This window comes from Coleofasciculus sp. H7-2 (assembly GCF_042747725.1).
Classification (GTDB): domain Bacteria; phylum Cyanobacteriota; class Cyanobacteriia; order Cyanobacteriales; family FACHB-T130; genus FACHB-T130.
On the sequence record NZ_JBHZGO010000023.1, the window covers coordinates 93,945 to 116,044 of the forward strand.

Consider the following 22,100-nt stretch of genomic DNA (forward strand, 5'->3'; position numbering starts at 1 on the left):
CTGAACATGAAGGATTCAGTGAATGCAGGCGTCGATGAGTTCTTCGATGCCGTTGATGGGCAAGATTGGTGTACTCAACTCAGTGGCGAGTTGTTCCACAGTCATGTCATCCAAGAAGCAAGAATCGCCGTGTTTTAGCATGACTGAGGGGAGAAGAATGCGATCGCCCAAATCTCTTCCCTTTAATTTCAGCAAATCTTGACCCGTTAACAAGCCGGTGACGCTAATCTCTTGTCCCCAGTATTCGCTACGCAACGCCGCCAGATTTACTTGCAATCCTTCCACTTGATTGAGGCATTGCACGATGGGTTCAAAGGCTTTTTCCACGGCATTACCCACTACCCAAGTTAATTTCCGGGGTGTCTTTAAACGTCGCGGCAGTTTTTTCTCTTGCACCTGCTGAAATTCCTTAAGGAACTGGCGAATCGAACCAACCCCATTGCCAATTTGAGGATAGTCTTCGTAGTCTGATTCTGGCGGTAATTCTTGCCCAGCAATTAAAAACCACTCATCGGCTAACCAGGCGAAAGTAGATCCCATCTGGTTGCGGAATTTCTCCTGGAGCGCCTGAACTTGCAAAATCACTTCAGCGGCTTTCTGGGGGGTCACTGGGGTTAGTTCGTCTTCGGTTGGACGGAAACGTGTCAAACCGACCGGAACCACTGCCACGGAGGCGACAGCCGGGATATCTCCCTTGTGAAAAGATGCTAAATCCCCCAGAGTGGTATCAAGGCGATCGCCATCGTTAATGCCGGGACAGAGAACAACCTGGGCATGGATTTGCAGACGCCGTTCTTGAAACCACCGCAGTTGCTGCAAAATCTGACCAGCGCGGAGATTTTTTAGCAGGCGGCTGCGTACTTCTGGTTCGGTAGCGTGGATGGAAACATAGAGGGGAGATAGGCGCATCTGCTCAATCCTGTCCCATTCCCGTTGGGTGAGATTGGTCAGAGTTAAGTATGAGCCATAGAGAAAGCTGAGGCGGTAGTCGTCATCTTTGAGATAAAGCGATCGCCTTTTACCGGGTGGCTGTTGGTCGATGAAGCAAAAAGGACAGCGGTTATTGCACTGAATTAAGCCATCAAATAGGGCAGTTTCAAATTCCAACCCCAAGTCATCGTCGTAGTCTTTCTCAATTTCCACCGAGTGGCTTTTCCCAGCAGTATCTAAAACTTCCAGTTCCAGCACTTCATCAGCACACAAAAACTGGTAGTCGATGAGGTCACGAGGGCGCATCCCGTTGATGGAAACAATTGCGTCTCCCGGTTCAAAACCGACTTCGGCGGCAATGGAGTCGGGGAGAACCTGGGTAATTAAGGCTGGACGAATAGAATCGCTCATAAAACTAGGAGGAAACGAACCGCTTCAGGCGCAGAGGAAAAAGTAATTAGACATTAGGTATTAGTTTGACGAAGAGCGCGCCCAAGATAGCTATCCCAAATGCTAACCGATACCAAATAAATACCCAGGTACTCTGGGTTTGCAGGAAGCGCAGCAGCCATGCGATCGCTAGATACGAAAATACCGCAGCTGAGATGACTCCTGCCACCAGAGGAAGCAACCCAGCATCTCCCAACCCTGTTTCTAAAACATCTTTTAATTCCACTAACCCCGCTAAAGTAATTGCTGGTATTCCCAATAAAAAAGAAAAGCGTGCAGCAGTTGCCCGTTCTAAATCCATAAATAGTCCAGCAGTCAGGGTGGAGCCGGAGCGAGAAACGCCGGGAATTAGCGCCAAAGCCTGCGCCAAGCCCATCAAAATGCCATCCCGAAGTGTTAATTGCTCAAAGTTACGCTTTTTATTCCCAATGCGCTCTGCAATGCCCAACAATAAAGCCATGAAAATAGAGGCAATAGCGATCGCTGCCATACTCCGCAACGGGGAGTTGTCAAAGTCGGGAATAAACTTTTTGATCAGCAGTCCAAAAAAGAGGATGGGTAACGTTCCCAAAACGATCCCCAGTGCCATGCGGAAGTCGTTGGATTCGTAATTCTTGTGGGCGATCGCTTTGAGGGCACCCGTCGTGATTTGCCTCAGATCCCCCCAGAAATACCACAGCACTGCGGCAATACTGCCCAGCTGAATCACGGCGGTAAAGGCAACCCCTGGATCGCCCCATCCCAGCGCCACCGGCACCACCTTCAAATGCGCCGTACTACTAATGGGCAGGAACTCAGTCAGCCCTTGCACCACGCCCAGAACCACCGATTGAAAGATATTCATCTGGGGTGTCGTTGCGGCGACGGGTGCCACGTCTTGCGCCCTTACCATCATCGCTTCTAAGGGGAAAGTCAACGCAGCACCAGCACCTAAAAGCGCGAACATTTTCCGTTTTGATACAGCCATGAAATCCTCTAGTAAGCAGCATTGCAGACAAGTCAGCCTTTCTTCTTGGAGAGTCACCAGCAGAGGCATCTTGCGCCACTACACATGAGACGGCATTTTTTACGAAATCTCCTACTCTCAGCGCCGAGTCTACCCCAAATTCCAACAAATTTTCTCACCCCCGCACTCCTAAAAGCTACTTGTCTTGCTCAATAAAACTCAGCTAAGATTCCCATATCCCCCCCTAGGGCATTTTTCTTGTGATATCTTGAAAGATGTAAACTAAAGTAAAGAATATTAACAAAATCTTGTTTAACGATACCTGGTTTTCTAACTCATCTTCTTCTGTCCCTGGTAATCTCCAAAAGCCAAGTAAAACTCTGTTGGGGCTTTTTGATTGGGGAATTGGCACCCGTCAAGCTTGGTTAGTTTTCGCAGCTGCGTCTTTTCTGGTGTCAGTGCCAGTGTTTGTGCAAGCCCCTTTAGTGCGGCTGCTGCCAGAACTGAGTTTAGTGATGACAGCCGGGTGGGTTTGGCTGAGTGTGGTTCTCAGACGGCGTCCTGCGACTCATGTGTGGGGAGATTTGCTGCTGGGATTTAGCTGGAGTTGGTTGGCAGGCTCGATTTATTGGGGCTGGATGCGTTGGGAACCCACGATCCACTTGCCGGTGGAAGCAATTGGTTTACCGTTTGCCTTATGGTGTTTGGGGCGTCGTTGGGGTCTAGTCGGCAACCTATTTTATCTTGGCTCCCTGTTTGGCACGGCAGTAACAGATATATACTTCTACTTAGCTGGTTTGATTCCACACTGGCGAACCGTCATGCAAGTTGCACCAAGCGAGGCATCATTGGTTTTTCAAAGTGCGATCGCCCAAGTTAGCACCCCCTGGGGAACAAGTTGGGCAATCGTGCTTCTGGCAGTCCTACTAGGTGTTGGTCTGGTACCATTGCGATCGCGCCAGCTGCATTGGTGGGCGTTTGGTGGAGCCGTTTTGAGTACAATTTTGGTAGACGGTCTGTTTTGGCTGGCTGCTACTATGGCTTGAAAATATCTGAAAGTGTCCCCTGAAAAATTTATTGGTGTAGGGACATCTAGCCACCAAGGTTCCCAAATTACCCATCAGAGCTTCCAGAAGAAAGCTAAAATTTAACCACTTCATACGATGCGTCGTCGCTTCTCTAGCCTGTGGTGACTTTGCGACCCACTCCTTACTTGCTCCTTCGTACCGAGTCCGGCAATCGCTATCTCCCCTTGGTGAGTAGTAACTGCTGGACAGTTGGTCGCAGTGACGACAACAATTTTGTGTTGCCAGATCGTTGGATTTCTCGCAACCATGCAATGTTGCAGTGTACCGAAACCGGCGAGTTCTACCTAATTGACTTAGGAAGTCGCAACGGCTCCTTTGTCAATGGCAGACGAGTCAGTATTCCGGTTACTTTACGCAATGGCGATCGCCTCACCTTTGGTCAGACGGATCTAGAGTTTCACTGTCCCACTGCCAACCGCAACAATGAGCCATTGCCAAGTGGGGACAAGGATACGCTGACTTCAACTTTGCACGTACGCCGCCTGATGTCAGTCATGGTGGTAGACATCCGCGACTTCACGGTACTCACCCGGCAACTGGATGAAAAGATATTATCGGCGGTGATTGGCACCTGGTTCCGTCATGCAGGAAATATCATCCGACAGTATGGCAGCTGGGTTGATAAATATATTGGCGATGCGGTCATGGCGATTTGGTTTCATGGCCCCCAAGGAGTGACCGAGGAGGATATGCTCAACATTTGTCAAGCGGTGAGCGACCTCCATAAAATCACAATGGACTTGAGTAATAAATATCCCGTGCCCTTTCCGCTGCGAATTGGGGCAGGAATTAATACGGGTTTTGCAATGGTTGGTAACACGGGCAGTGGCGATCGCCCCGATTACACCGCGATTGGGGATACGGTGAATGCGGCATTTCGTCTGGAATCTGCCACCAAGCAACTGGGTCTGGATATTGCTGTGGGAGAAACCACTCACGAATATCTCATCTCTTTGGCAAAACAAGAGACTGGTTTTAAGCAATATATCGTCAATCTAAAGGGCTATGAAGTGCCCACTGTGACCTATGCAGGCTCCTACGCTGACTTGGATAGTTTTTTGCAGGTTAACACGCTCAATAAGGGCTAATGGAAGAATGGAAAATTTCCGCAAAAGCTAAAAATCCAAAATCTGCGTAGGTTGGGTTGAGGAACGAAACCCAACAAATGCTTATGCGTGTTAGGTTTCGTTCCTCAACCCAACCTACAACTAATGGCTATAACTAATGGCTAATGGTCACAATAAACAATTAGCAATTTTGCACAATTAGCTGAACGCGGAAAACTTTCGCAAAGGCTTTCGCCACTTCTTGGCGCACCTGGTGCAAGTCAATTCCGGGAACGAACTGGGCGAGACTGCCAACCGACTTATCGGCAATGCCGCAGGGGATAATGCGCTCAAATCCGCTGAGATCGGGACAAACATTTAAGGCAAAGCCGTGCATGGTAATCCACTTGCTGACCTTAATGCCAATCGCTGCCACCTTACAGCCTTGCAGCCAAACGCCAGTCATTCCGGCAACGCGATCGCCCTTTAACCCGTAAACATCCAGCACCCGAATCAATACCTCTTCCAACTGTCGCAAGTACCAGTGCAAATCTTGCCGGTAATAGCGCAGATTGAGAATTGGGTAGCCCACCAGCTGACCCGGACAGTGGTATGTCACCTCACCCCCTCGTTCCACTCGGAAAACCTCCCAGTCGGTCGCTGCGGGGTCAAATTTAAGAAATTCCAGACTGGCTCCCTGTCCGAGCGTGTAAACCGGCGGATGCTCTAGCAAAATCAGGGCGTCAGCCATACTAGGGTCGTTGATGCGTTCGGAAACCAGCGATCGCTGCCAATCCCAAGCTGCCGAATAGGGCATCCGCCCCCGATTGTATAGCCAGAGTTGGCGCAGTTGCTCAGAGGCATTCCCGACAGAATCTTCAGACTTACTTAAAATCATGGCAAAAATCAACAGTAATTTGACTTATATTTTCTGCATAATTAATCTGCTGGAATCAAGAAATGTCAAAAGATGCAAAGGATTCTGAAGAGAAGTCAAAGGCAGAAGTTCTCTAGAATACAAAGTGCTAGTGTTGAAGTTATAACCTCAAGTGTTGAGGGAGGACGCCTCTTCAAAACCACCCCAAAATTAGACTTGGCGATCGCAACCAAGCTGGGGAACGTACATTCGGTTAAATAGCACCCTAGGAAACCTAAACTGTGAACATCGGCAGTTGCTACTCGTGCGATCGCTCTGCTGGCAACTCCTCTAGCTGAGGGGGCTGCAAGCAAGAACATCCTAGCAACAGTGTGAAATCGGGAAAAAATTTGTATCTCTCAAAGTTTTGGCTCCGTTCAACGTTTGCTTACACCAAAAAACGGGCACGTGATTGCTACTGAGAAAGTCGCAATTCTTGTGGGCTTTCTGAATTATCACAACGGTACAGCATGGAGTATCCGGTATGAAGCTTGTTATCCACGGCAAAAACATTGAAATTACCGACGCGATTCGTGAGTATGTAAATCAAAAAATTGAAAAGGCAGTCAGCCACTTTCAGAGTTTGACGAGCGAAGTAGACGTGCATCTTAGTGTGGCTCGCAATCCCCGGATAAATCCAAAACAAGCGGCTGAAGTGACTATCTTTGCCAATGGTACAGTGATCCGCGCTGAAGAGAGCAGCGAGAGTCTCTACGCGAGCATTGACCTGGTTGCAGATAAAATTGCTCGAAAACTGCGGAAATATAAAGAAAAACGTCTGGATCAGAAGACCCAAGCTCAGCTCAAGACTGGCATCGTGGTAGAACCAGAGCCAGTGGCAGAGGATCTGATTGGTTCGCGCACCCCCGAACTCCCCTCAGAAGTGGTGCGTACCAAATACTTCGCGATGCCGCCAATGACGATGGACGAAGCCTTGGAACAGTTGCAACTGGTGGATCATGACTTCTATATGTTCCGCAATGCCGAAAGCGGTGAGATTAACGTCATTTATGAGCGCAACCACGGTGGTTATGGAGTGATTCTGCCGCGTAACGGCAATGGACATACCGATCGCAAAAATGGCAAAACTGACCACCACAGCAGTGGAACGCCAGAAAAGTCAAGCTCTGCAAAGGGATAAACCGAACTGAAGAGCATCTAGATTCTCGTCCCCAGGCTTAGTCGATACTGTAGGGTTATCCACAAGGAATGCTCGTACAGTATCGATTTCACAGTATCGCCCCACAAGTCATAGATAAACTTTTTCAACTTAACCTTGACTTATCGAGCTATATATAGTAAAGAGATATTTTTAAGACGGTTTGAGAATTGTAGGCGATCGCACTCTCGTACAAGGAGTTCCTCCAGGTAGCACAGGAGCAGGTAGAGACATCCAAGAAGTTTTTGGACAAAAAATATTGACTTGATTTGGATATCTCTACGTCTTACAAGCGCGATCTCATCAGCTGTTTCAACTCTCGCCAAAATGGCGGGATTTGCCCAAAATCCGATTGTTTATTAGTGAAGATTCCGTAGCTGGGGCTGAATAATAAAGCTAAAACAAATAATCCCGATACAACTAATACAATCGCTGGGCCAGAAGGCAGATTCTGGTAATAACTGAGATACATCCCGCTGATGCTGGAAATAATGCCAATTCCTGCCCCAACTATCATTACATTGTGCAGCCGCTTCACTAATAAATAGGCGGTTGCTCCTGGTGTAATTAGCAGCGATAGCACTAGGATGACACCCACGGCTTTCATGCTGGCAACAATTGTTAAGGCAATCAGCAGCATTAAGCCAAAATTGAGCAAGTTGGTAGGCAATCCAGCTGCTTGCGCTCCCAGTGGATCGAAGGTATAAAACAATAATTCTTTGTACAGTAGCACGACCACCAATAGGACAATTGCGGCAATGATGGCGGTGTCGCGGACTTCTTCAACGGTAACACCCAGAATATTGCCGAATAAGAAGTGATTGAGGTCGATTTTGTTATCTTTTTGGATCGTGGTAATTAGGGTAACGCCGAGGGCAAAAAAGGCGGAGAAAACGATACCCATTGCAGCATCTTCTTTAATTGGCGATCGCGTCCTGATCCAAGCGATCGCCATTGTACTCAAAACCCCGGCGATAAATGCCCCGACAAAGATATTAGCTCCCACCATAAACGCGATCGCTAACCCCGGCAAAACCGAGTGGCTGATGGCATCTCCCAGCAATGCCAGCCGTTGCACCATCAGGTAGCTGCCGACAACAGCGCACAGCAAACCGACGAGAATGGCAATAATCAGCGATCGCTGCATAAAGCCGTACTGCAACGGCTCAATCAACACTTCTAACATAAAAATTTAGAGGATTCTAACCGCTCCAGGCGCAAAGGATACAAAGTTTAAGAAGGACGAGTGAGAAGTGATTTCTTTAATTTAAAACTCACTCCGGGCGGGTTGATTCAATATATTTCTAGGCGGATAGATAATTTGCTCAAAACCGCCTCTACGCAGCTGCATCTGTAAAGAACATCACCTGTCCACTATAGGCACGATACAGATTTTCCTGACTCAGCACCTCTTGGCGCGAACCGGAGGCAATTAACTCAGTATTCAATAAAATTAAGTCATCAAAGTGGGTGATAGATGCTCCCAAGTCGTGGTTGACGACAAGAACTGTTTTCCCAGCGTCGGCGAGTTCGTGGAAAATGTCAAAAATAATCGCTTGGGTTTTCTGATCGATCCCGGCAAACGGCTCATCAAAGCAGAAAACCTCTGCCTGCTGCGCCAAAGCCCTGGCTAAAAATACCCGCTGCTGCTGTCCTCCAGAGAGTTGTCCAATGGGGCGATCGCGGTAATCGCTCATTCCCACCCGATCCAGGGCATCTGCCGCCACTCGTCGGCTCACAGATGAGAAGCGACGAAACCAGCCAGTTTTCTTGACACGCCCCATCATTACCGCATCCCAAACGGTCGCGGGATAAGTCCAGTCAATTTGCGATCGCTGCGGCACATACGCCACCCGTTCCCGTTGCTCCATCAAAGGTTTATCGCCATACAGCACCGTGCCACCCGCCACGGGAATCAACCCCAGCATCGCCTTCATCAAGGTACTCTTTCCGGCACCATTGGGACCAATAATCCCTGTTAAACGTCCCGGTGCCACCACACAACTGACATTCCGTAGCGCCTCAACCGTGCGGTACTGCACTCCCACCTGGCTGATGTTAATCGTTGCAGATGCGTCTAGCGGGGCGGCTGTCAGATGGCAAACCATTTTTGCCCAATCAGTATCAGGGGAGAAGGTGGCAGTATTCATAGGGTGGTTTTATCTTGCTTTCTTTTTAGATTACTCTAATAATGAAAAGAATATGAAAACATCTATAAAGAGAAATAATCTGAAAGATAGGTGAAATTGATGGTACAGCACCCTAGACTCTACCGAAAGGCAAAAGAAAGTTATTTTTGCCCTGGTTCCCAAGCAAAATCTGGGAATCCTCTAGCTCTGGTTTCTAGCCTTTGCCTGGGAATACTCTTGCCTTTTGCCTTATTCAGCTGTACCCAGCCAAACTCAAATCGTGCGAATCCAATTGCCAACGGCAAACCTAATGTAGTTGCCACCAGTACCATCATTGAAGACTTGGCTGCAAAGGTGGCGGGAGACGAAATTCAGCTCCAAGGAATCCTCAAACCGGGAACTGATCCCCACGTTTATGAACCTGTGCCCCAAGATAGTCAGGCTTTGGAGAAAGCGAACCTGATTCTGTATAACGGCTACAACCTCGAACCAGGGCTGATTAAGCTGATGAACGCAACCGGCGGCGAGATTCGCAAAGTTGCTGTGGGGGAAGCCGTGAAGCCTTTGCAACTGGATAAAGGCAGAGAAGTGGTGCCAGATCCCCATGTTTGGGGCGATGTTGATAATGTCATTCAAATGGTAGATGCCATTCGTGACGCCTTGATTGAGCTATTACCCGAAGACAGAGAGAAATTTACTCAGAATGCGGCACAGCTAACGGGTGAATTAAAACAACTGGATGGTTGGATTACCCAGGAAATTAAAACTATCCCAGAAAATAAGCGCAAATTAGTAACAACCCACGACGCTTTTCAATATTATGCTCGTGCCTACAGCATTCCCGTTGCTGGCACTTTGATTGGCATCAGTACGGAAGAACAACCCAGTGCCCAAACAGTACAGCGATTAGTAGAATCTGTGAAGGCGGCAACTGTACCGGCGATTTTTGCAGAAACAACGATTAACCCAGCTTTGATTAAGACGGTAGCAGAGGAATCTGGAGTAAAATTAGCCCCACGCCAACTCTATTCTGACTCGATTGGTGCTGCTGGTAGCGATGGAGATTCTTATATTAATATGATGGTTGCGAATACCCGCACTATTGTGGAAGCTTTGGGGGGTAAATACACGCCATTTGAGGGAGCAAAGACACCGAAGAAATAAGCTGTTTAGATTAACTAGCGTCAATCAAGATAAAGAGCGATCGCTTCCCTATCCTCACCTGCATCAAACTGAAGCTAGAGTATGTTACAAAAAGCGATCGCTCTAAAGCTTACACTTTAAACTTAACTGCCTTATTATCGGGACAAGGTTCCAAAATTCCTTCAAATAAGCTAAGACTCAAAGTATATAATCTTTCTACATTAAAGGTCAAAGCTACAGACTAACCTGTAAAGATTCCGCGATCTTTTGTTTAATTTTGCTTAAATATCTGATAAAACTTAACAATAGGTAAGGTGAGCGAGAGGAGAAGCAATGGCTGTCACTCAGCCAAATATTGATATTGCTCCATTGATCGATCATGCGCTGCTAAATCCAACGGCAACTCCAGAGCAGGTTAAGCAGTGGTGTGAAGAGGCTGACAGGTTTCAGTTCGCGGCAGTGTGCGTCTATCCGGCATACGTGCGGCAAGCGGCTGAGCTTCTCAAAGGCAAACAGCCGAAAGTCTGTACAGTCATCGGTTTTCCCTCTGGAGCGACAACATCGGCGGTTAAGCTCTACGAAGCCCAAGAAGCCGTCGAAAATGGGGCGGTGGAATTGGATGTTGTCATCAACCAGGGTTGGTTGAAAATTGGGAAGACTGAGGAACTACATCGGGAAATTGCGGAAATTTGTGAAACGGATCAAATCGTCAAGGCAATTTTGGAAACCACCCGCCTGACAGATGCAGAGAAACGACTGGCAGCGGAAATATGTATGGATGCAGGAGTGGCATTTTTAAAAACCAGCACTGGTTTGTTTGGGGGTGCCACAGTAGCGGATATCCAACTTTTGAAAGAAGTAGCACGAGAACGGGTGGGCATTAAAGCATCGGGGGGAATCCGAACCCCTGAGCAAGCCTTGGAGTTAATCATGGCAGGAGCGACGCGGTTAGGCACGTCGCACGGTCCCGATCTGCTTCGTCAGCGCGATACGCTGGAGAAGGAGGGAAAGGGGAATCGGTAATGGGTAATCGGGAATGAGTCGCTAACTCTTGACCAATTACCTCTTGACCAATTACCCATCACCTCTTGACCAATTACCCTACGTCATGAGTCGAACTTACAAAGCAACCGGAATCAATCTAAAGAGTATGGCGCTGGGCGAGTCTGACCGGCTGCTAACGATTTTGACGACTGAATTTGGTTTGATTCGGGCTGTGGCACCGGGGGCACGCAAGCACCACTCAAAGCTAGGTGGAAGGAGTGCTTTGTTTGTAGTGAATGAGCTACTGATTGCCAAAGGGCGATCGCTCGATAAAATTACTCAAGCAGAGACGCTAGAATCTTACCCCGGCTTAAGTCAGGATCTCCAAAAACTGACAGCCAGCCAATACCTGGCGGAAGTGGTTCTCTGTCAGGCGTTGAGCGACCAGCCGCAAATGGAACTGTATGAGTTGCTCAACGAACATCTGCATCGGTTAGAGCGATTGCCTGCCAACAGCGCTGCTCTGGTTTTAGCTCACTTAACCCACGGCGTGTTTCACCTGATGGCTTTGGCTGGCGTTGCGCCTCAGGTTCAACATTGTTGTGTCTCGCGGCATCCCCTGATGCCGGAATTTACCGATCCAGACTGGCGGGTTGGGTTTAGTACTGCTGCCGGTGGAACGGTGAGTTTACCAGCATTAGAACGCCTGCAAGCCGAAGCGCGATCGCGCACTTCTGGTAGTACAGCAAAAGGCAATTTGGCAGTAGAGAAATTCTCGCCTACAGCCATCGGCTTTTCACCTCAAGATCAAGGCACAATACCAGAGGAACCCAGTGGGAACTACCAAACGGTTGTTCATCCACAAACACCCCTGATGCTGAACACCAAACTGAACGCCGTCGAGCTGGCGCTGCTACAGCAGCTGGCTCAGCCAGAGCTACCCCAGAGCAGAAAGAGCAATGAAGAATTAATTCATCCAACATCCCTCATCCCTCATCCTTCCGAAGACGCCGCTTGGGTTTCAGTAGAGCAACTCTTACGTCAGTACGTCCAGTATCACTTTGGTCGGTCAATTCGCTCTGCGGCTTTGATGGATGCTTGTTTCTCGTCCCAGCTGAATTTATCCTGAACCATGATGCAACGGTATGATTCCGATCTACAAGCGCGAAGTTTGTCTCTAAGTCAGTCTAGACAGAGAATTGAGGACGGCGAACGGTGGACGGAGGAAGGAAAATTTCCTCGCTCTTCCGGACTCAATGTTCCCGCTTCCGAGCGCCCCCACCCTGCTTTTACTGGATCGTCAACACCTACCACATCGCGCCCCTTGTCTGACGAGCGCTTGACACCCCCTCAAACCTCTGAATGGGAAAAGGTTCGCCCGGCGATTTCTTTCCCCCACTCCCCAGTGGACGATGCTGTAACCCCAAAGATAGATACAGAAACAGACGATCCCTCCGGTGAGGGGTTGAGCCACAGCGCCTCACCGTCCAGTCTGGTTGTCGATGAGGCAGCAACGGAGGAAGCACAAGGGTTTTTGCCGGTTTTAAAAAACCGTAACTTCCTGGCGCTGTGGGGTGGTCAAGTTTTCTCGCAGATAGCGGATAAGGTGTATCTGGTGCTAGTGATTGCATTGATTGCGACTCACTTTCAAGCACCCGATCAGACGATCAGCGTGTGGGTATCGGCGATCATGATGGCATTTACGATTCCCGCCGTGCTGTTTGGTTCAGTTGCGGGTGTGTTTGTAGATCGGTGGCCTAAGAAGGCAGTGCTAGTGGCAACGAACCTGCTGCGGGGGGCACTGGTTTTGGCGGTGCCGCCGCTGCTGTGGATCTCGCATGGCTGGTCAACTCTGGGAGGGTTGCCGGTGGGATTCTGCATTCTGCTGGGATTAACGTTTCTGATTTCTACGCTGACGCAGTTTTTTGCCCCCGCCGAGCAGTCAGTGATTCCGCTGGTCGTGGGACGCCATCATCTGCTTTCGGCGAACTCGCTGTACACGATGACAATGATGGCTTCGGTGATCGTGGGATTTGCCGTAGGAGAGCCGTTACTGGGAATTGCCGACACCCTGGTGGGACGCTTGGGTGTGGGGGCGGACATTGGCAAAGAATTGGTGGTGGGTAGCAGTTATGCGATCGCGGGATTGCTGTTGCTCTTCCTCCGCACTGGGGAAAAAACTAACGACCCCGAACAAGATTCACCCCACGTTTGGGAAGACCTGCGCGACGGACTGCGTTACCTAAAAGAACAACGCCGCGTCCGCAATGCTCTGATCCAACTGGTAATTTTATTTTCAGTCTTTGCGGCGCTGTCGGTTCTGGCCGTGCGGATGGCAGAAGTAATCCCTGGCTTGAAATCCTCTCAGTTCGGCTTTTTACTAGCGGCTGGCGGGGTTGGTATGGCTGGGGGGGCGACGGTTCTGGGGCACTTTGGGCAGCGGTTCTCCCATAATCGGCTCAGCCTCTATGGTTCTATGGGAACGGCGGCATCTCTGGTTGGTCTGGGATTGTTTACGAAACATCTATTGCTGGCGTTCCTGTTGACAACGCTTTTGGGCTTTTTCGGGTCGATGGTGGCTATCCCGATGCAGACGACCATCCAAGCAGAAACCCCCGACCAAATGCGAGGGAAAGTCTTTGGGTTACAAAACAACGTCATTAATATTGCTCTAAGCCTGCCTTTAGCCTTAGCAGGCGTTGCAGAGACGATTTTGGGGTTACAGGCAGTATTTCTGGGTTTAGCAGCGATCGCGATCGCAGGAGGACTCCTAACCTGGTATATTTCCGGTACAGGAAAAGAAAAGTGATGAGTTTTGAATCACGAGTTTTGAATGATTAACTCATAACTCAAAACTCAAAACTAAAAACTCAAAACTCTTAGAAAATGCACATAGCCTGGCTCGGAAAAAAATCACCCTTTTGCGGCAATGTCACCTACAGTCGAGAAGTTACCAATGCGTTGTTAGATCAGGGCCATCGAGTTAGCTTCCTCCACTTTGCCCTAGACGAAGAATCTGACCTCCAGACTTGGCCTGGATGCGAGGAAGTCTCTCTGCCTTTCCTGTACAAGTCCCAGGTTTACACGATCCCGACGCTGAGATCGAGCAAAGTCTTGATGCGATCGCTCGAAGAGCTAAAGCCAGACGTGGTACACGCCTCGCTCACCCTATCACCTCTGGACTTCCTGCTGCCGGAAATCTGCGAAGAACTGAATTTACCTCTGGTTGCCACCTTCCATACCCCCTTTGATGGAAAGCGACGCAATCTCAAATCAGGGACTCAACTCCTGACTTATCAGCTGTATGCGCCTTTCCTGGCATATTACGACCGAACAATTATCTTTTCTCAAGTTCAGCGGGATTTACTAGCACGACTGGGAGTCGCGGCGTCAAAGGTAGCCGTGATTCCCAATGGCGTTGATGTCCAGAAGTATTGTCCAGGACCTTCTAACATCAAATCTGAATTAAACGCTAAGCGTCTATTTGTCTACCAGGGTCGAATTGCCACAGAAAAAAATGTGGAAGCAATGCTCCGAGGCTGGAAAGAGTCAGAAATGGGGCCGGAGTGCAAGTTATTAATTGTCGGCGATGGGCCTTTGAAACCGTCTTTAGAGCCTTTTTATGACTCAGAATACGGCATCATCTGGTGGGGAACCGAACCGGATGAGCAACGGCGAATCGAAATTTTGCGGGGAGCCGATGTGTTTATTCTGCCTTCTCTGGTGGAAGGGCTTTCACTCTCCTTACTAGAAGCAATGGCTTGTGGCGTCGCCTGTGTAGCCACCGATGCCGGTGCTGATGGCGAAGTTTTGGAGGGGAAGCCGTTGGAGGGAGACGCTGGGATAATTCTCAGAACTCAAGGGGTAGCTGGGCAGTTGCGAACCCTACTGCCTGTGTTAAGAGGCAACCCGGAGTTTACAAAGCGACTGGGACAAAAAGCGATCGCTAGGGTTGTAGAGCGATACACCCTCAGCCGCAACATCGAGCAATTAGTAAAACTTTATACTAAGTTGCTAGAGGAGCGGCGAGTCCAGTTGAGTGATTGGCGTTATCAAGGTAGAACAAAAATCAGCTAATCGTAATTCTGAAGGGGTAATCGCGGATTGTTTTCTGATTCCCGATTTCCGTTCTTAATGAGAGAAACGGCATAACTTCCAGTCGAACACAAAGGCAACAAATACGCCGTGTTCAGTTATACTCCGAACCATCTAGCAAGTGATTGACGGCTTGCAGGTGCCCCCTAGCCCCACCACTGCACGCCTAGATGGCACGATGAGCCTATTAGCCAATACGCTACGCTTGAGGTGGCTTTGGGTGGTATTTGGCAAAGGCCATCCCAGTCGCGTTGGCTGCTCGTAGATCCGCTTGAGGGTGTTGATGTCTCTCGAAGAAATCGGGGGAGGATTACGCACCTGGGAAAAATACAGGGCGTCTGTTTCTAAAGGACTGTGCCCCCAGATCCCCAATGCGTGCCCCAGTTCGTGACGGGCAGCTGATTGAATATAGTCGCCGGTTTGAGTAGGACTAAGTTGGATCGTAAATCGATGGGAAAGCACAGATGGGGTGCCTATCACTTGGTTCAGGTAGAATTCATAGCGGGTTTCAGCAGAACGAGCGCGAGGCAGATGAAATTCCCCGGTGCGGCGGTTGAAGGATGGCTTGAGGGGAGGAAGCGATCGCCCGATCTTGATATCAGCCATCTCTGCCTGCTCGACCACCTGGAGGGGCAAATAAACGCCCCATTCCTGCACGGCTTTTAACACAGCAATTGCCCACTGTTGGCTGACGGTGGAAGTTTCTGGTCTCTCTACGTACACCTTAACCGGAAACTGCGACCAAACCAGATAGCCAACGGGGGTAGGCTTCACCTGAGAGAAGTAATCACCACTGTTGCTGGTATCTTGCCATTGCAATAGTGTCGGCGGTAGGACGTGCGCTTGGGGTGGCGGGAGGGAGGTTGCAGATAACTGGCGTGACATTTCAGATGCCCAAACATCGCCAGCGTCCACCATCTGAAAATGGACTAAAACCGCCAACAAGCAAGTAGCGATCGCGATTCCCACCCTGATGAATCGTTTTGAGTTTTGAAAAGAGTTTGGATGTCGCAGGCGGTTCTGTAGGCTTTGTTTAAGAGTTTGAAAGTTTGATGGTTTCGCCTTTTCAACTTTCCCACTTTTTAACTCAAAACTCATCATTTATAATGCATCACGATTTGATGCTATCGCCATAACCGATCCATGCTCAAAATCACCGTCAAGCCCAGAAAAATGACAGTGAATATCCAGGTTACTCGGTTCAGCGCTGTTTCTGCACTCCTGGTGCTGGTAAACAGCTGAGCCTGTCCGCCAATCCCCCCAATGCCATCTCCCTTAGGACTATGTAGCAGCACTAAAACAATCAGAATGATGGAAGACAGTGCCCATATAATTTGGAGGATGCTATATAGATTCATAGTTTGTTGTTAGGTGTCAGTTTTCAAAAATCGTTAATTGCTAATCCTTAATAGCTAATTGTCAGCAAAATGCAATTAGCTATTAAGGATTAGCAACTTACAGAGAAACTCGCACGGGTGTGCGATTGGCGCGGACATCAAATTCCAGAGGAACCAGCATCGAACGACCCGTCATCTCTAGTGGCTGTGGCAGCTTTAAGATTTCCAGAATCGTCGGTGCCATGTCCGACAAACGTCCATCACTTCGCAAAGTCACTTCAGTACCATAGCCGGGAATTTTTAACCCTTCCCCTTCCACCAGGATAAAGGGCACGGGGTTGGTTGTGTGAGCCGTCCAAGGGTTGCCTTCTTTATCCTGCATATATTCAGCGTTCCCGTGGTCGGCAATGATTATCGCCGTGCCACCCGCCTTATTGATGCTTTCCAGAAGGCGTCCCAAACATCGGTCTACCGTTTCCAGTGCTTGAATCGTGGGTTCCATCTGACCCGTATGCCCTACCATGTCTGGGTTGGCGTAGTTGATGACCATGAAGGAGTAAATGCGTTTTTCAACGGCAGCGATCGCTACATCCGTCGCCGCTGCTGCTGACATCTCCGGTGCTTGGTCATAGGTTGCAACCATTGGACTCGGTACCAGTTCCCGGTCTTCCCCTTCAAAAGGTTGTTCCCGACCGCCGTTGAAGAAATAAGTAACGTGGGCGTATTTCTCTGTTTCAGCAGTCCGAAACTGGCGCAGTCCGCGATTGGCAATGACTTCTCCCAGGATGTTACTCAGGTTCTGGGGTTCAAAAGCCACCAAAACTGGCAAATTCGGTTCGTACTGAGTAAAAGTGACGAAGCTCAGCGGCTGGATGTGCTGTCGTTCAAAGCTCTTAAAGCCGGGAGACACTAAGGCTTGAGTAAGTTGTCTGGATCTGTCGGGTCGGAAGTTAAAGAAAATGACACCATCCCCCGCTTCCACAGCTCCAGGAGCAATCCGGGTTGGGTTGATAAATTCATCTGTGACATTTTCAGCATAGGAAGCCTGCAAAACTTCCCGCGCCGAGCGACCATCTCCCAAGCCATCCTGGGTCATCACATCGTAGGCGCGTTTAACCCGATCCCACCGATGGTCTCGATCCATTGCGTAGTAGCGACCGCTGAGGGTGACAATGCGTCCGACCCCAATCTGGTCAATGTGGTCTTGAATCTTCTGAATTGCCTCCACACCCTCATGGGGATAGGTATCGCGCCCATCGGCGATCGCGTGGATACAAACCGAGGAAATCTCTTGTGCTTTCGCTAAATCCAGTAATCCTAGAAGATGCGCCAGATGAGAATGCACCCCACCTTCGGAACAAAGCCCAACTAGGTGAAGCTTACTACCCCGACTCTTGACTTCCTGACAGACTTGCACCAATGCGGGATTGCTCAGTAAACTACCGTCTTCCACGGCGTCTGAGATGCGAACTAATTCTTGCGGTACAACCCGACCAGCACCAATGTTGAGATGACCCACTTCTGAGTTACCCATCTGACCTTCTGGCAACCCTACAGCCTTGCCGGAGGTATAGATGAGTGTGTGGGGATAGACTGCCCAGAGGCTATCCATTACAGGTGTGTTAGCGGCGGCTATGGCGTTTCCATCGGTTTCTTCGCGGTACCCCCAGCCGTCTAGAATGACTAGCACCACGGGAGAGACAGGTGCTTGCGCCATACTCAATTGCCCTTTGTTTTCAGTAATTTCTCCGTCATGATATCATCGCCCTTTGTACTCGCAGTGTTATTTTTAGCAGCTCCTGTCAGCTTTTTTGGTTTTTTTCCCTGGGACAGCACAGCAATTCTCTTTAGATGAGATGACTGTTTTTTTACAGGGTCCGGGGAGGAAGCGATCGCACGCTGAGAATTGCTTAATGCAGGATGCGATCGCCAGTGGTTTTACAAGTCACGTATCCTATACTGTGCATAACTTATCGCGTTTACGAGGTTTGGTCTGTTAACCCACCTGAACGCAACTGGGACCCAAGTCTGTCACTACACAAGCGTTACACGCTGGTTTCTTGGCTTTGCAAATAGTTCGACTGTGGTATGTCATAAAAACAAAACAATTTCCCCACCCTGACTTAGGCAACTGTTCCACTATTTTAGCTTGCATCCCTCTAGGGGAGGAGTTTATCTATTTTTTAACGCAAAGGATGCAAAGGTTTACGCAGAGTAACGCAAAGGAGGTAATTGGGAAAATCCTGATTTTATGCGGTAGTCATAAAATATATACGGTGTGTTAGCGATCGCTTAACGTACCCACCCATCAAGCGCACTGAACAATAATTGTGGGAGGAATCTTATAAATGAATAACAAAACCTACCAAGATATAGCTAAAGGATTTGTTTGTAAGCTTACTTTCTCTGTTTCAATTACGATGTTTCTTTATTGCCAACCTTATTTAATGTACAGTGTTGTTACCCATGATCTTAAATATACATTTATATTTGGAATTTTAGCGTTGTTTTGCTTTGGTTCGATAATATCTGAATCCGCTAATATTTGGTATAAAGAGAATGCTATAGCCCATATTAAGCAAGCAATATCTATCTGTTCTCCTCATCTAAGCAATTTAGAAATCAAGGAGTTGAATAGTCAATTTGCTAGAGTTAAGACCCGAAATGACTATATTCTTTTGGATAAAAAGTTGAGAGAATTAGCTGCGAATAATCAGCTTGATTTACCTAAGTTTGATATTCTCTAAACAAACTGTAGGGTGGGCATTACCCACCCCACTAATTTATTTGTGTTATTTGCGTTTGCTTGATTCCTTAGCAGCTTTAGCAGCTTTCTTGGCAGCTTTATCAGCAGCGATCGCATCTAATCTTGCCTGTTCTTTTTCCTCAGCAATTTTGTCTAGATAGTAATGGTAATCTCCTCGATACAGGCGGAATTCTCCATCGCGGATCTCGACAATTTTATTGGCAACTTTGGAAATAAAATAACGGTCGTGGGAGACTAAAATCACTGTACCCTCATAGTTTTGGATTGCCTCTTCCAACATTTCTTTAGCTGGAATATCCAGGTGGTTAGTAGGCTCGTCCAAAATCATTAAATTAACTGGACGCAAGAGCATTTTTGCTAACGCCAGACGAGCTTTTTCACCTCCGCTAAGAGCCTCAACCTTTTTAAATACGGTGTCACCGCTGAACAAGAAACGTCCTAGAAGCGTGCGAACTTCCTCATTTTTCCATTCAGGTACTTCATCATGGATAGTTTCCATGACAGTTCTAGAAAGATCCAACGCTTCCGCCTGATTTTGCTCGAAATACCCAGGAATAACGTTGTGAGCGCCTAATTGAACTGAGCCTTCGGTAGGTTTTTCCATGCCCATAATTAGACGCAATAGAGTAGATTTGCCAGCACCGTTCGGGCCGAGGAAGGCAATGCGATCGCCTCGTTCCATTAACAGATTCGCATCCAAAAATAGAATTTTATCGTCGTAAGTATGCACCAAATTATTGATTTCCACTACCTCACGACCACTGCGGGGAGCGTCGGGAAAACGGAAGCGCAGAGTCCTTAATCCCCCAGCCGGTGCTTCAATCCGCTCAATTTTTTCTAGTTGTTTCTCGCGGCTTTTTGCTTGGGTGCTGCGGGTAGCACTGGCACGGAAACGGTCAACAAAGACTTGCTGTTTTTCTAGTTCTTTTTGCTGACGTTCGTAGGCGCTGAGTTGGGCTTCTTGGTTTTCCGCTTTTTGTTGTAAATAAGCCGAATAGTTGCCTAAGTAGGTGGTAGAAATGCCGCGTTCTGTTTCTACAATTTGGGTGCAAAGGCGGTCGAGAAATTCCCGGTCGTGGGATACTATCACAATCGGGGTTTTCAGCCCTTTGAGATAGGTTTCCAGCCACTCAATGGTTTCTAGATCCAGGTGGTTAGTTGGTTCATCCAGCAGTAATAAATCGGGTTTTTGGAGTAAGATTTTGCCCAAACTCATCCGCATCTGCCAACCGCCGCTGAAAGCACTAACGAGGCGATCGCCATCTTCTGGCACAAACCCCATCTCTGGCAACATCTTCTCAATCCGTGCGTCTAACCCATAGCCATCCAACGCTTCAAACTGCCGCTGTAGCCGATCCAATTTGTGGATCAGTCGATCTAGTTCCTCTGGATTGGCAGTTTCCATGTCTCGCTGCACCTGCGCCAGAGAGTGCTGCACTTGGTTGGCTTCTTTGAAGACCGTCCAAAGTTCTTCTCGCACAGTGCGCGTAGGATCTACCTCAAATTCTTGAGTCAGGTAGGCAATGTGCAAATTGGCAGGACGAATCACTTCCCCAGCAGTGGGTTCAATCTCCCCGGCAATAATTTTGAGCTGAGTCGATTTTCCGGCACCGTTAACGCCGACTAAGCCAATGCGATCGCCCGGTTTGACTTCCCAGCTGACATCCTTGAGAACTTCGCCGGTCGCGTAAATTTTGCTGATATGTTCAAGTCGTAACATCAAGAGTCTCCAAGGATGCTGAGGGGATGAGCGAATTATTTGACGGATGTCAGTTGGTATTGCCAGTAAGTCCGTCAGGCGATCGCTAGAGTCCAGTTTATCTTAACAAAATTTAATTCTAAATTAGAAACTGGCAACTGTTGGGAGGCAGGTTGAAGATCCCAGATCGCGATCGTCTTTCTCTAGGTGTACCGATGGGAAGGCTGATTTTGGATTACCTGAGTCCTTCTTCTCGCCTATCACTTCAGGCGCTTTTGTTATAAGTCGGTAAGCGCAAACAACAACTACTGGTATTCTTTGATTCAGGATAGTGATTAAAGATTGGGAAATTTTATCTAGTCCCAAATTTCCCAAATAACAAGTTGTATTTAATTCCGCCCGCTTACTCGCATTAGCGATCGCCTCTGGGAATTGGCCCATCCCTCACTTCAATCAACTCTTCAATGGATTTTCCTACGATTCGTGCAATTGGTCCTAGCTGATTATCGTTAATTTCTTTTCCTAGAAAAATTTCTTTCAGCTCTTTCCAAGACAATCGATAAGAATCGCAGAACCGGGCAAATTCTTTATCACTAATATCAAGTTCATCTTGTCTATCCCTTAATAGCAAGGCGATCGCCGCCGATCCATATCTAGGACGTTCGGTGCTTGCAATATATTTTTTCATTAGAATATCAACTCTATTCGTATCGCCCCCCGCCTCAGTTATCAAGTCAAAACAAGCCATTTTGAGAGCTTTGCGTAGCCTTTCATCTTCATCGAGAAAATCAACGATTCGGAGGGCATATTCTGGTTTTATAAATCCAACGACGGCTCCCTTATAGTAAATTGGAGAATAGGGATCGTTTGGATCGTAATTCCAATCCGAAGCTTGATTATTATTGTTTGACATCTCGGCACCTCTGGTCAACGCTATTTATACAAGCCTTTAAAGCAGTTTTTTCAATTAATTTAGACGAGTCTATTTTTACATCCGTTTTACTTGAGCCTAAAGTTAGAGAAACTTGACTTAATAGTGTTATTAATAATATATGAGTAATTATTCATATCTCTCTAATAAGAATAAAATACAAGAAAATAAGGCTTTTGAACAGTTGGATTCATCCTGCTCTCACTTCCAACCCAGATAGATAGGGGGGAAAGTCAGCTTTTTGTTAGGTAAGGGCGATTGCCATCCCGATTTTCGAGCAAAACAGCAGGGTACAACCGTTCCTTAGCTAATTTTGCCAGAATTTCATCTTGCGGATAGTGATATAGAACGCAAAAGTCCTGCTGTTGAAGCGATCGCGTCTGAGAGCAAGTTTGTTAATTCTCTGGCAAGGTGGGTTTCTCTAATGATGGGCAATTTACCGGAGATGATATTATGAAAAGACATAAAAAATCCAGCCGC

21 protein-coding genes are annotated in these 22,100 nt (G+C 48.1%); 9 read left to right on the forward strand and 12 right to left on the reverse strand.

Annotation, left to right across the window (positions count from 1 at the left end; all coding sequences use genetic code 11):
* Positions 1–15 precede the first annotated feature (15 nt).
* Both ACFW2W_RS04175 and ACFW2W_RS04180 read right to left on the reverse strand, forming a co-directional pair.
* Positions 16–1,341: a TIGR03279 family radical SAM protein gene (locus tag ACFW2W_RS04175; protein WP_378173735.1), complete on the reverse strand. Its 1,326-nt coding sequence runs from the start codon at positions 1,339–1,341 to the stop codon at positions 16–18.
* Positions 1,342–1,387: 46 nt separating this feature from the next.
* Positions 1,388–2,347, reverse strand: a complete 960-nt coding sequence (locus tag ACFW2W_RS04180) for an undecaprenyl-diphosphate phosphatase (RefSeq protein ID WP_378173738.1) — start codon at positions 2,345–2,347, stop codon at positions 1,388–1,390.
* A 359-nt stretch (positions 2,348–2,706) separates the two neighbouring features.
* On the opposite strand from ACFW2W_RS04180, the gene ACFW2W_RS04185 reads away from it, so the two are divergent.
* On the forward strand, positions 2,707–3,372 hold the full coding sequence (locus ACFW2W_RS04185) for a DUF3120 domain-containing protein (RefSeq protein WP_378174066.1): 666 nt from the start codon (positions 2,707–2,709) through the stop codon (positions 3,370–3,372).
* 140 nt (positions 3,373–3,512) lie between these two features.
* Complete coding sequence (locus ACFW2W_RS04190; RefSeq protein WP_378173741.1) at positions 3,513–4,502, forward strand: FHA domain-containing protein; 990 nt, start codon at positions 3,513–3,515, stop codon at positions 4,500–4,502.
* 160 nt (positions 4,503–4,662) lie between these two features.
* Here ACFW2W_RS04190 and lipB read toward each other — a convergent pair whose 3' ends face one another.
* Complete coding sequence (gene lipB, locus ACFW2W_RS04195; protein ID WP_378173743.1) at positions 4,663–5,358, reverse strand: lipoyl(octanoyl) transferase LipB; 696 nt, start codon at positions 5,356–5,358, stop codon at positions 4,663–4,665.
* A 502-nt stretch (positions 5,359–5,860) separates the two neighbouring features.
* Here lipB and hpf point away from each other — a divergent pair.
* Positions 5,861–6,517, forward strand: a complete 657-nt coding sequence (gene hpf, locus ACFW2W_RS04200; protein WP_378173746.1) for a ribosome hibernation-promoting factor, HPF/YfiA family — start codon at positions 5,861–5,863, stop codon at positions 6,515–6,517.
* A 304-nt stretch (positions 6,518–6,821) separates the two neighbouring features.
* On the opposite strand, the gene ACFW2W_RS04205 is transcribed toward hpf, so the two are convergent.
* Both ACFW2W_RS04205 and ACFW2W_RS04210 read right to left on the reverse strand, forming a co-directional pair.
* Positions 6,822–7,721 carry a metal ABC transporter permease gene (locus ACFW2W_RS04205; RefSeq protein ID WP_378173749.1) on the reverse strand — a complete coding sequence of 300 codons (900 nt, stop codon included), beginning with the start codon at positions 7,719–7,721 and terminating at the stop codon, positions 6,822–6,824.
* Positions 7,722–7,872: 151 nt separating this feature from the next.
* Positions 7,873–8,685: a metal ABC transporter ATP-binding protein gene (locus ACFW2W_RS04210; protein ID WP_378173752.1), complete on the reverse strand. Its 813-nt coding sequence runs from the start codon at positions 8,683–8,685 to the stop codon at positions 7,873–7,875.
* Positions 8,686–8,784: 99 nt separating this feature from the next.
* On the opposite strand from ACFW2W_RS04210, the gene ACFW2W_RS04215 reads away from it, so the two are divergent.
* From ACFW2W_RS04215 to ACFW2W_RS04235, 5 genes are all read left to right on the forward strand, one after another.
* A complete protein-coding gene (locus ACFW2W_RS04215; RefSeq protein ID WP_378173754.1) occupies positions 8,785–9,828 on the forward strand; it encodes a metal ABC transporter substrate-binding protein in 1,044 nt (347 codons plus the stop codon).
* 312 nt (positions 9,829–10,140) lie between these two features.
* The gene (gene deoC, locus ACFW2W_RS04220) at positions 10,141–10,830 is read left to right on the forward strand and encodes a deoxyribose-phosphate aldolase (RefSeq protein WP_378173757.1); all 690 of its coding nucleotides are present in this window, start codon (positions 10,141–10,143) and stop codon (positions 10,828–10,830) included.
* A gap of 85 nt (positions 10,831–10,915) precedes the next feature.
* Positions 10,916–11,920 carry a DNA repair protein RecO gene (gene recO / locus ACFW2W_RS04225; protein WP_378173760.1) on the forward strand — a complete coding sequence of 335 codons (1,005 nt, stop codon included), beginning with the start codon at positions 10,916–10,918 and terminating at the stop codon, positions 11,918–11,920.
* A 3-nt stretch (positions 11,921–11,923) separates the two neighbouring features.
* Entirely contained in the window at positions 11,924–13,600 is a 1,677-nt protein-coding gene (locus ACFW2W_RS04230) for an MFS transporter (protein ID WP_378173763.1), read from the forward strand.
* 77 nt (positions 13,601–13,677) lie between these two features.
* Entirely contained in the window at positions 13,678–14,868 is a 1,191-nt protein-coding gene (locus ACFW2W_RS04235; protein WP_378173766.1) for a glycosyltransferase family 4 protein, read from the forward strand.
* Positions 14,869–15,000: 132 nt separating this feature from the next.
* On the opposite strand, the gene ACFW2W_RS04240 is transcribed toward ACFW2W_RS04235, so the two are convergent.
* From ACFW2W_RS04240 to ACFW2W_RS04255, 4 genes are all read right to left on the reverse strand, one after another.
* Positions 15,001–15,987, reverse strand: coding sequence for a peptidase (locus ACFW2W_RS04240; protein WP_378173769.1), 987 nt, complete (start codon positions 15,985–15,987; stop codon positions 15,001–15,003).
* 23 nt (positions 15,988–16,010) lie between these two features.
* Positions 16,011–16,244, reverse strand: a complete 234-nt coding sequence (secG, locus tag ACFW2W_RS04245) for a preprotein translocase subunit SecG (protein WP_378173772.1) — start codon at positions 16,242–16,244, stop codon at positions 16,011–16,013.
* 97 nt (positions 16,245–16,341) lie between these two features.
* Positions 16,342–17,940, reverse strand: a complete 1,599-nt coding sequence (gpmI, locus tag ACFW2W_RS04250) for a 2,3-bisphosphoglycerate-independent phosphoglycerate mutase (protein WP_378173775.1) — start codon at positions 17,938–17,940, stop codon at positions 16,342–16,344.
* Positions 17,941–18,219: 279 nt separating this feature from the next.
* A complete protein-coding gene (locus ACFW2W_RS04255) occupies positions 18,220–18,378 on the reverse strand; it encodes a hypothetical protein (RefSeq protein WP_378173777.1) in 159 nt (52 codons plus the stop codon).
* Positions 18,379–18,571: 193 nt separating this feature from the next.
* Between ACFW2W_RS04255 and ACFW2W_RS04260 the strand changes: the two genes are divergently transcribed.
* A complete protein-coding gene (locus ACFW2W_RS04260; RefSeq protein ID WP_378173780.1) occupies positions 18,572–18,970 on the forward strand; it encodes a hypothetical protein in 399 nt (132 codons plus the stop codon).
* Positions 18,971–19,015: 45 nt separating this feature from the next.
* Here ACFW2W_RS04260 and ACFW2W_RS04265 read toward each other — a convergent pair whose 3' ends face one another.
* From ACFW2W_RS04265 to ACFW2W_RS04275, 3 genes are all read right to left on the reverse strand, one after another.
* Positions 19,016–20,710, reverse strand: a complete 1,695-nt coding sequence (locus ACFW2W_RS04265) for an ABC-F family ATP-binding cassette domain-containing protein (protein ID WP_378173783.1) — start codon at positions 20,708–20,710, stop codon at positions 19,016–19,018.
* Positions 20,711–20,833: 123 nt separating this feature from the next.
* Complete coding sequence (locus tag ACFW2W_RS04270) at positions 20,834–21,130, reverse strand: hypothetical protein (protein ID WP_378173785.1); 297 nt, start codon at positions 21,128–21,130, stop codon at positions 20,834–20,836.
* Positions 21,102–21,602 carry a hypothetical protein gene (locus ACFW2W_RS04275; RefSeq protein ID WP_378173788.1) on the reverse strand — a complete coding sequence of 167 codons (501 nt, stop codon included), beginning with the start codon at positions 21,600–21,602 and terminating at the stop codon, positions 21,102–21,104. The genes ACFW2W_RS04270 and ACFW2W_RS04275 overlap by 29 nt, the downstream gene beginning before the upstream one ends.
* Positions 21,603–22,100: the final 498 nt, after the last annotated feature.

What these genes read in the sequence shown, in the direction of transcription:
- ACFW2W_RS04175 (WP_378173735.1), bottom strand. Translation starts at nt 1,341, where the DNA reads ATGAGCGATTCTATTCGTCCAGCCTTAATTACCCAGGTTCTCCCCGAC.
- ACFW2W_RS04180 (WP_378173738.1), bottom strand. Translation starts at nt 2,347, where the DNA reads ATGGCTGTATCAAAACGGAAAATGTTCGCGCTTTTAGGTGCTGGTGCT.
- lipB (WP_378173743.1), bottom strand. Translation starts at nt 5,358, where the DNA reads ATGATTTTAAGTAAGTCTGAAGATTCTGTCGGGAATGCCTCTGAGCAA.
- hpf (WP_378173746.1), top strand. Translation starts at nt 5,861, where the DNA reads ATGAAGCTTGTTATCCACGGCAAAAACATTGAAATTACCGACGCGATT.
- ACFW2W_RS04205 (WP_378173749.1), bottom strand. Translation starts at nt 7,721, where the DNA reads ATGTTAGAAGTGTTGATTGAGCCGTTGCAGTACGGCTTTATGCAGCGA.
- ACFW2W_RS04210 (WP_378173752.1), bottom strand. Translation starts at nt 8,685, where the DNA reads ATGAATACTGCCACCTTCTCCCCTGATACTGATTGGGCAAAAATGGTT.
- ACFW2W_RS04215 (WP_378173754.1), top strand. Translation starts at nt 8,785, where the DNA reads ATGGTACAGCACCCTAGACTCTACCGAAAGGCAAAAGAAAGTTATTTT.
- deoC (WP_378173757.1), top strand. Translation starts at nt 10,141, where the DNA reads ATGGCTGTCACTCAGCCAAATATTGATATTGCTCCATTGATCGATCAT.
- recO (WP_378173760.1), top strand. Translation starts at nt 10,916, where the DNA reads ATGAGTCGAACTTACAAAGCAACCGGAATCAATCTAAAGAGTATGGCG.
- ACFW2W_RS04230 (WP_378173763.1), top strand. Translation starts at nt 11,924, where the DNA reads ATGATGCAACGGTATGATTCCGATCTACAAGCGCGAAGTTTGTCTCTA.
- ACFW2W_RS04235 (WP_378173766.1), top strand. Translation starts at nt 13,678, where the DNA reads ATGCACATAGCCTGGCTCGGAAAAAAATCACCCTTTTGCGGCAATGTC.
- ACFW2W_RS04240 (WP_378173769.1), bottom strand. Translation starts at nt 15,987, where the DNA reads ATGATGAGTTTTGAGTTAAAAAGTGGGAAAGTTGAAAAGGCGAAACCA.
- secG (WP_378173772.1), bottom strand. Translation starts at nt 16,244, where the DNA reads ATGAATCTATATAGCATCCTCCAAATTATATGGGCACTGTCTTCCATC.
- gpmI (WP_378173775.1), bottom strand. Translation starts at nt 17,940, where the DNA reads ATGGCGCAAGCACCTGTCTCTCCCGTGGTGCTAGTCATTCTAGACGGC.
- ACFW2W_RS04255 (WP_378173777.1), bottom strand. Translation starts at nt 18,378, where the DNA reads ATGCAAGCTAAAATAGTGGAACAGTTGCCTAAGTCAGGGTGGGGAAAT.
- ACFW2W_RS04260 (WP_378173780.1), top strand. Translation starts at nt 18,572, where the DNA reads ATGAATAACAAAACCTACCAAGATATAGCTAAAGGATTTGTTTGTAAG.
- ACFW2W_RS04265 (WP_378173783.1), bottom strand. Translation starts at nt 20,710, where the DNA reads ATGTTACGACTTGAACATATCAGCAAAATTTACGCGACCGGCGAAGTT.
- ACFW2W_RS04270 (WP_378173785.1), bottom strand. Translation starts at nt 21,130, where the DNA reads ATGGGCCAATTCCCAGAGGCGATCGCTAATGCGAGTAAGCGGGCGGAA.
- ACFW2W_RS04275 (WP_378173788.1), bottom strand. Translation starts at nt 21,602, where the DNA reads ATGTCAAACAATAATAATCAAGCTTCGGATTGGAATTACGATCCAAAC.